This window comes from Variovorax boronicumulans NBRC 103145, assembly GCF_001591345.1.
In the GTDB taxonomy this organism is placed as follows: Bacteria; Pseudomonadota; Gammaproteobacteria; order Burkholderiales; family Burkholderiaceae_C; genus Variovorax; species Variovorax boronicumulans.
Window position 1 is genome coordinate 1 of sequence record NZ_BCUS01000178.1, and the last position, 8,564, is coordinate 8,564.

Sequence of the window (8,564 nt, forward strand, 5' to 3'; positions counted from 1 at the left end):
CAAGAACCTTCATTGACTTGACTCCATTGGATTGCAAAAAGGGGGGCTTCGAGAGCAGCCTGCCATTTTAGGACGCCGGCCTTGGCTGCCTCTCCATTCTTCTTGTCGGCCTCGAGGGCTCAAAAAAAAGAACGATCGTGCTTTTCCGTGATTATAAAACAGCGGGAGGCGCTGCGGCCACTCCCGCCGGCAAAGATTCCACTCGCAACACCCGCTGCGGATAGGGAATGTCAATGCGGGCAGCGCGCAGCCCTTCGAGGATGGCGATGTTGATGGCCGAGCGCACGTTGTCCTTGCCCTTGTCAGGGTCGGCGACCCAGAAGTTCAGCATGAACTCCAGGCCATCGGGCGCAAAGGTGACGAGGTAGGCCACGGGCGCCGGGTCGGTCATGACGCGCGGCTGGGCCTTGGCGGCGTCGCACAGGATGCCCTGCACCTGCGCCACGTCGCTCTCGTAGCCGACCACGATGTTGGTCGTGATGTTGAACTTGCGGTCGGCCAGCGACAGGTTTTCGACCCGGCCGGTGATCAGCGATTCGTTCGGCACGATGGCCTCGCGCCCGTTGCCCGCGCGGATGAGCGTGTAGCGCGTCTTGATGTCGGTGATGCGGCCTTCGAAGGTGTCGACCTTCACGTTGTCGCCGATGCGGATCGAGCGCTCCAGCAGGATCACGAAACCGCTCACGTAGTTGGCCGCCAGCTTCTGCAGGCCGAAGCCCAGGCCCACGCCGAGCGCGCCGCCCAGCACCGACAGCGCCGTGAGGTCGACCCCCACCGCCGACAGCGCGAACAGCAGGCCGATCAGCAGCAGGAAGGCGCGCACCGCATTCGACGCCACCTTGCGCATCGACAGGTCGCTCACGGCCTCGCGCAGGATGCGTTTTTCGATGGTGCTGGAGATCCACAGCGCGATCATCAGCACCAGCCCCGCCGACAGCGCGCCCTGGATGATGGTCTGCAGGCTCACGCGGGTCTTGCCGAAGGCCAGCGTGATGTCGTCCAGCTCGGCCAGCACCGGCGGCAGCAGCCCGACGATCCACAGCACGGCGGCGATCCAGGCCAGCCACGAGATGGTGCGCTCGATCAGCCGCACCAGGCTGGAGGTCGGGAACACGGCCCGCAGCACCCGCGCGAACAGCCGGATGACCGCCAGCGACAGGAACACCGGCACGGCGATGCGCAGCACCAGCACCACGGGCAGCACATCGAGCGCCACGCGGCGTGCGATGCCGGTGAGCACCAGCGCGAGCAGCGGAAACAGCAGGCCGTCGAAGGTGCGCTCGCCGAACCAGATCGAATCCTTGGGCTGGTCGCGCCCGAACCATTTGCACACCGCCCATGCCACGCCCACGCAGGTCACGAGCACGGCGAGTTCGATGCCCAGGCCGTGCGCGTCGACCTGTCGCAGGCGCTGGAGGAAGTCGTCGAAATTGAAATTCATCGGTGAAAGAAACAGGACGCCCCGCGGGCGCCAACCGGGTTACAGGTCCGCCAGCACGCGGATGTGCGCTTCCACGCTGCGCGCCAGGGCGTCCAGGTGATAGCCGCCCTCGAGCAGCGAGACGATGCGCCCGCGCGCATGGCGCTTGGCGACATCGCGCACGCGGCCGGTGATCCAGGCGAAGTCGTTTTCGTTGAGGCCGAGCTGGCCCAGCTCGTCCTCGCGGTGGGCGTCGAAACCGGCGCTGATGAACACCATCTGCGGCTTGAAGGCCTCGAGCCGGGGCATCCAGATCGCCTCGACCAGCTCGCGCACGTCCATGCCCTTGGTGTAGGCCGGGATCGGCAGGTTCAGCATGTTCGAGGCCGGGTGCTCGGTGCCGCTGTACGGATAGAACGGGTGCTGGAAGAACCCGACCATCAGCACGCGCGGGTCGTTCGACAGGATGTTCTCGGTGCCGTTGCCGTGGTGCACGTCGAAATCGACGATGGCCACGCGGTCCAGGCCGTGCACCTCGAGCGCGTGCCGCGCGGCGATGGCCACGTTGTTGAAGAAGCAGAAGCCCATGGCCTGCTCCCGGCAGGCATGGTGGCCCGGCGGGCGCACGGGGCAGAAGGCGTTCTCGATCTCGCCGGCCATCACGGCGTCGGTGGCCGCCACGGCGGCGCCCGCGGCGCGGCGCGCGGCCAGCAGGGTGAAGCGGGTCAGCACGGTATCGGGGTCGACCTGCGCATGGTCGGGGCCGCCGGCGGGCGCGTCGGCCACGAGGCGCTGCTGCAGTTCCTCGAGGTGTTCGACATGCGCGTGGCTGTGGGCCCGGGTGATCTGTTCCAGCGTGGCCAGAGGCACTTCGCCCCGCGCCAGCGCGTCGCCGACGCCGGTCAACAGCAGCCGGTCTTCGATGGCATCCAGCCGCTCGGGGCATTCGGGATGCCCGTTGCCCATGTCGTGCTTCCAGAAGTCGCGATGCGTGAAGTAGCCTGTCTTGCCCATCTCTCGCCGTGTCTCGTGTCGTCGCGTCTAGACCTCACGCAGCATGGGGCCGCAAGGTCTTACGGTATCGTTTGCATATGGATACAAATATGGACGTTGCTGCGAAGCTAGCCACTTTGCTGAGTCAGCTTAACACGGTGATTGTTGGCAAAGAGGCCCAGGTGCGCGACTGCGTGGCCTGTCTGCTGGCGGGCGGGCACCTGCTGATCGAGGACGTGCCGGGGGTCGGCAAGACCACCCTGGCACATGCGCTCTCGCACACCTTCGGCCTGCAGTTCTCGCGCGTGCAGTTCACGGCCGACCTGATGCCGGGCGACCTGTCAGGCGTGGCGATCTACGACCGGGGCCAGCAGGCCTTCGTGTTCCACCCCGGGCCGATCTTCGCGCAGGTGCTGCTGGCCGACGAGATCAACCGCGCCAGCCCCAAGACCCAGAGCGCGCTGCTCGAGGCGATGGAAGAAAAGCAGGTCACGGTCGAGGGCGAGACCCGCCCCCTGCCCTCGCCCTTCTTCGTGATCGCCACGCAGAACCCGCAGGACCAGCTCGGCACCTTCGCGCTGCCCGAGTCGCAGCTCGACCGCTTCCTGATGCGCATCTCGCTGGGCTACCCCGACCGCGCGGCCGAGCGCCAGCTGCTGGCCGGCGCCGACCGCCGCGAGATGCTCGCCGGCCTGCCCGCGATGCTGACCGCCGGCGAACTCACCGCCCTGCAGCAGCGCGTGCAGCAGGTGCATGCGGCCGAGCCGCTGCTGAACTACCTGCAGGACCTGATCGCCGCGACCCGCTCGGGCCGCTGGTTTTTGCAAGGCCTGTCGCCGCGCGCGGGCATCGCCGTGCTGCGCGCCGCCAAGGCGCAGGCGCTGCTGGCCAACCGGAACTACGTGGCGCCCGACGACGTGCAGGCCGTGCTGCCGCAGACCATCGCGCACCGCCTCACGCCCGTGGGCGACGCGGGCCGTGGCGCCGTCGAACAGGTGCGCGCCATGATCGCCGAGGTGCCGCTGCCGTGAACCCTGTCGGCGTCCTGCGCTCGCGCATCGACGGCTGGTTCCTCTCGCGCCGGGCCCCGTCGGACACGCTCGAACTCACCCAGCGCAACGTCTACATCGTGCCCACGCGCGCCGGCTGGACGCTGGCGGCCACGCTGCTGGTGCTGCTGGTCGCGTCGATCAACTACCAGCTCAACCTGGGCTACCTGCTGACCTTCCTGCTGGCCGGCAGCGTCGCGGTGGGCATGCATGTGTGCCACGCCACGCTGCGCGGGCTGGCGCTGCGCATGGTGCCGCCCGAAGCGCAGTTCGCCGGCGCCGCAGCGGTGCTGCGCGTGGTGCTGCACAACGAACGGCGCAGCGTGCGCTACGGCATCGGCATGGCGGTGCGCGGCAGCGGCCAGTGGGCCTGGACCGACGTGCCCGCCGAAGGCACGGCCACGGTGGAGATCGCCTTCCAGCCCGAGCGGCGCGGCCTGCACCCGGTGCCGCCGCTGACCGCCGAGACGCGCTTTCCGCTCGGCACCTTCCGCGTCTGGACGGTCTGGCGCCCGGCCGCCCAGCTGCTCGTGTACCCGACGCCCGAAGCGCATCCGCCGCCGCTGCCGCCGGGCGAACCCCTGTCCGGCCCAGCCGCCGCGTCGGCCGCGATGCGGGCGCAGAACGCGGGCGAGTACGACGGCGTGCGGGCCTACCGGCGCGGCGATCCGCTCAAGCTCGTGGTCTGGAAGAAGGCCGCCCGCGCGCAGGCCAACGGCTCCGAAGACCTGGTGAGCCGCGACACGCAGCACACGCAGCGCGAAGAACTCTGGCTCGACGCGCACGCCGCCGCGCTGCCCGACACCGAGGCCCGCCTGTCGCGCCTGTGCGCCTGGGTGCTGATGGCCGACCGGCTGGGCGTGGACTATGGCGTGCGCGTCGCCGGCCGCACGGTGAAACCGTCGCAGGGCGAGGCGCACCGGCGCGCCTGCCTCGAGGCGCTGGCGCTGTGCGCATGAACGGGGTCGCCGCATGAACCGGGTTGTACGCGAACTCACCGCGCTGCCGAGGGACGCACGGGACACGCTGTTCCTGCTGTGCGTCATCGGCCTCATCTTGCTGCCGCAGGTGAACGAGCTGCCCTGGTGGTGCTCGGCCATCACCGCCATGGTGCTGCTGTGGCGCGCCTCGCTGGCGGTGCAGGCGCGCCCGCTGCCCAGCAAGTGGTGGCGCATCGCGCTGCTGGCGCTGGCGCTGGCCGGCACCTACGCCACCCACCGCACGCTGCTGGGCCGCGACGCGGGCGTCACGCTGGTCGTGTGCCTGCTGGCGCTCAAGACGCTGGAGCTGCGCGCGCGGCGCGACGCCTTCGTGGTCTTCTTCCTGGGCTTCTTCGCGATGCTCACGAACTTCTTCTATTCGCAGTCGCTGCTCACCGCCTTCACCATGCTGCTGGCGCTGCTGGGCCTGCTGACGGCGCTGGTCAACGCCCACATGCCCGTGGGCCGGCCGCCGCTGATGCAGGCCGCGCGCATGGCCGGCTGGATGGCGCTGGCGGGGGCACCGGTGATGCTCGCGCTGTTCCTGCTGTTCCCGCGCTTCGCGCCGCTGTGGGGCACGCCCGGCGACGCCATGGCCGGGCGCACCGGCCTGTCGAACACGATGCGGGTCGGCACCATCGCCGAGCTGGCGCTCGACGGGAGCATCGCCGCGCGCATCAAGTTCGACGACAACCGCGCGCCGCCGCAGAGCCAGCTGTACTTCCGCGGCCCCGTGCTGGCGCAGTTCGACGGCCGCGAATGGACGGCGCTGCCGACCTGGGCGCGCAGCGGGCAGTCGGTGTCGAACCTGCGCACGCGCGGCGAGCCGGTGCGCTACGAGGTCACGCTCGAGGCCAGCCAGCGCCCGTGGCTGCTCACGCTCGACGCCGCGCCACGTGCGCCCGAGGTGCCCGGCTACGAGGTCACCGGCACACCCGATCTGCAGTGGTTCGTGAACCGGCCGATCATGGACCTCGTGCGCTACCGCGCCGAGAGCCATCCACAGTTCCAGAGCGGCCCGATCGTGCGCACCGGTGGCCGGCTCCAGCCCTACCTGGCGCTGCCGCCCGGCAGCAACCCGCGCACCGCCGCGCTCGCCGCCCAGATGCGCGCCGACCCCACGCTGGCCGGCGCCGATGCGCAGGCCTTCGTGCAGGCCGCGCTGCAACGTCTGCGCACCGGTGGCTACACCTACACGCTGGAGCCCGGCGTGTACGGCAACGAGACCGCCGACGAGTTCTGGTTCGACCGCAAGGAAGGCTTCTGCGAGCACATCGCCTCCGCCTTCGTGGTGCTGATGCGCAACCTGCAGATCCCGGCGCGCATCGTCACCGGCTACCAGGGCGGCGAGCTCAACAACGTCGACAACTACTGGGTGGTGCGCCAGAGCGACGCGCACGCCTGGGCCGAAGTGTGGCAAGAGGGTGCGGGCTGGGTGCGCGTCGACCCGACCGGCTCGGTCGCGCCGGGGCGCATCGGGCAGTTCCAGCGCCTCACGCCGCAGCCCGGCCTGTTCGCAGGCGCCATCGGCGTCATGAGCCCGACGCTGGTGCAGAACCTGCGCGCCGCCTGGGAGGCCGTGAACAACGGCTGGAACCAGTGGGTGCTCAACTACACGCAGAGCCGCCAGCTCGACCTGCTGAAGAGCATCGGCTTCAACGCCCCGAGCCTGGAAGACCTGGCCTACGTGCTGCTGTACCTGCTGGTGGCCGCAAGCCTGGCCGGCGCCGGCTGGACGCTGTGGGAGCGCAGCCAGCACGACCCGTGGCTGCGGCTGCTGGGCCGGGCGCGTGCGCGCCTAGCGAAGGCCGGCCTGCCGCTTCCCGAAACCGCACCGCCGCGCCAGATGGCCCAGGCGGCCGACGCCCGCTTCGGACCCGCCGCGCAGGCCGTGCGCGACTGGCTGCTGAAGCTCGAAGCCCAGCGCTACGCGCCCACCACCCCGGCCTCGCTCGCCGCGCTGCGCGCCGAGTTCCGCCGGCTGCCGTGGCCGCCCACGCCGCCGCGGGCCTGACACGCAGGCCACGCGGCTGCAACCACATGTGTCCCCCAAAAGTGCGCGTGCGCACGGGCGGCACAATCGTGCCCATGTCACACGCCTTCCCCACGCCCTTGCGCGCCGCAGTGGCCGCCACCGCCCTCCTCGCCGCCTGCGTCGCCTGGCCCACGGGCGCCCTGGCCCAGAAGCCCCAGGCCAATGGCCGCCCCGCCGTCACGCCGGTGCGTGGCAGCACCCCCTACGCCACGCGCGACGACGCCATGGCGTTCGCCGACGACGTCGCCCAGCGCCGCAACCTCGACCGCGACTGGGTGCGTGCCACCATCGGTGCCGCGCGCTTCCTGCCCAACGTGCCGCGCCTGATGCTGCCGGGCCCCGTCGGCACGGTGAAGAACTGGCAGACCTACCGCAGTCGCTTCATCGACCCGGTGCGCATCGCGGCCGGCGTGCGCTTCTGGCGCGCCAACGCCGAGACGCTCGCGCGCGCCGAGGCCACCTACGGCGTGCCGCCGGAAATCATCGTCGGCATCGTCGGCGTCGAGACCATCTACGGCCGCAACATGGGCAACTTCCGCGTGATCGATGCGCTGGCCACGCTGTCCTTCGACTTCCCGCAAGGCCATCCGCGCGCGGCCGAGCGCATCGCCTTCTTCCGCGGCGAGCTCGAGAGTTTCCTGAGCACCGAAAGCCGCACCGCCGACGACCCGCTCACGCCCGTGGGCAGCTACGCCGGCGCCATGGGCATGCCGCAGTTCATGCCCAGCAGCATCGCCAAGTACGCGGTCGATTTCGACGGCGACGGCCGCATCGACCTCGTGAACAACCCGGTCGACGTGATCGGCTCGGTGGCGAGCTACTTCAAGGGCTTCGGCTGGACGCCCGGCATGCCGTCGATCTATCCGGTGCATTTCGAGGAAGCGCGCCTGAAGAAGGCGCTGCTGCTGGCGCCCGACATCCTGCCGACCTTCAGCGCCGACAGCTTCGTGGCGGCCGGTGCCGTGCCCGAGGGCGAAGGCCTGAAGCACAAGGGCCTGCTGGCGCTCATCGAGCTGCAGAACGGCCTCGACGCGCCGCCGACCTACGTCGCCGGCACGCGCAACTTCTACGTGATCACGCGCTACAACTGGAGCAGCTACTACGCGATGTCGGTGCTCGACCTCGGCCAGGAGGTCAAGGCCGCGATGGAGCAATAGCAGCAATGACACCGCAGGCGCTGCACGCGAACTGGACCGCCGCCTGGCAGGCGCTCGGCGTGGCCACGCCCGACGACGCATTGCGGCTCGAACTGCAACGCCGCTACGGCGAGCCGCAGCGCCATTACCACACGATGCAGCACCTGGGCGAATGTCTCGCGTGGTTCGACCAGGAGCAGGCGCTGGCCGAACGCCCCGGCGAAGTGGCGCTGGCCCTGTGGTTCCACGACGCCATCTATGACGTGCATGCCCACGACAACGAGGCCCGCAGCGCCGACTGGGCGCGGCAGGCGCTGCAGGCGACCGGTGCGAGCGATGCGTCGGCCGACCGCGTCCACGCACTCGTCATGGCCACACGCCACGACGCCGTGCCCGAAGGCCGCGACGCCGAGCTGCTGATCGACATCGACCTGTCGATCCTCGGCGCCGAGCGTGCGCGCTTCGACGAATACGAGCGCCAGGTGCACGCGGAATACGGTTTCGTTCCCGAGGAGATTCGCCTGCCGCGCCGGCGCGCGATCCTCCAGCGCTTTCTAGCTCGCCCGGCGATCTACGCCACGCCGCGCCTGCACGCACTGCTCGAAGCACGGGCGCGCGAGAACCTTCAGCGCTCGATTTCCAGCTGAGCCGTCGGCACCAGCCGCCACCATTCGGAGCGCGGCGGCACGTCGCCGAACGTCTCCTCCACCACCCCGAACAGCAGCCCGTCGCGCCCCGCGCCCAGCTGCGACAGCGCCAGCGGCCGCGCGAGATCGCGGCACAGCATGAAGCTCGCGTCGCCCTGCCAGTCGAGGCTGCGGCCGACCTCGGCCAGCATCAGCGCGGGCTGGCCTTGCATGAAGGTGAAGGGCATCGGCAAGCCCGCGTCGAGCTGCGCCAGCCCCGCGCGCGTGGCCTCCCACGCGCCGCGCCGGCTGGTCACGCGCAGGC

The 8,564-nt window shown here is 70.3% G+C and carries 7 protein-coding genes and 1 pseudogene; 5 read left to right on the plus strand and 3 right to left on the minus strand.

Annotated elements, in window-relative coordinates:
• Positions 1-151: 151 nt before the first annotated feature.
• Positions 152-1,441, minus strand: coding sequence for a mechanosensitive ion channel family protein (locus VBO01S_RS29530; protein WP_062482258.1), 1,290 nt, complete (start codon positions 1,439-1,441; stop codon positions 152-154).
• 39 nt (positions 1,442-1,480) lie between these two features.
• Positions 1,481-2,434, minus strand: coding sequence for a histone deacetylase family protein (locus tag VBO01S_RS29535; RefSeq protein WP_062482261.1), 954 nt, complete (start codon positions 2,432-2,434; stop codon positions 1,481-1,483).
• An 89-nt stretch (positions 2,435-2,523) separates the two neighbouring features.
• Here VBO01S_RS29535 and VBO01S_RS29540 point away from each other — a divergent pair, with 89 nt between their 5' ends.
• The 5 genes from VBO01S_RS29540 (at position 2,524) to VBO01S_RS29560 (ending at position 8,260) form a co-directional block, all read left to right on the plus strand.
• Positions 2,524-3,444, plus strand: a complete 921-nt coding sequence (locus VBO01S_RS29540; RefSeq protein WP_062482262.1) for an AAA family ATPase — start codon at positions 2,524-2,526, stop codon at positions 3,442-3,444.
• Positions 3,441-4,421, plus strand: coding sequence for a DUF58 domain-containing protein (locus VBO01S_RS29545; RefSeq protein ID WP_062482265.1), 981 nt, complete (start codon positions 3,441-3,443; stop codon positions 4,419-4,421). The genes VBO01S_RS29540 and VBO01S_RS29545 overlap by 4 nt, the downstream gene beginning before the upstream one ends.
• A gap of 13 nt (positions 4,422-4,434) precedes the next feature.
• A complete protein-coding gene (locus VBO01S_RS29550) occupies positions 4,435-6,456 on the plus strand; it encodes a transglutaminase TgpA family protein (protein ID WP_062482267.1) in 2,022 nt (673 codons plus the stop codon).
• A 74-nt stretch (positions 6,457-6,530) separates the two neighbouring features.
• A complete protein-coding gene (mltB, locus tag VBO01S_RS29555; RefSeq protein WP_062482271.1) occupies positions 6,531-7,634 on the plus strand; it encodes a lytic murein transglycosylase B in 1,104 nt (367 codons plus the stop codon).
• A 5-nt stretch (positions 7,635-7,639) separates the two neighbouring features.
• Complete coding sequence (locus tag VBO01S_RS29560) at positions 7,640-8,260, plus strand: HD domain-containing protein (RefSeq protein ID WP_062482275.1); 621 nt, start codon at positions 7,640-7,642, stop codon at positions 8,258-8,260.
• Here VBO01S_RS29560 and VBO01S_RS32865 read toward each other — a convergent pair.
• A pseudogene (locus tag VBO01S_RS32865) lies at positions 8,239-8,564 on the minus strand (hypothetical protein); the annotation flags it as partial. The gene VBO01S_RS29560 and the pseudogene VBO01S_RS32865 sit on opposite strands and share 22 nt — an antisense overlap.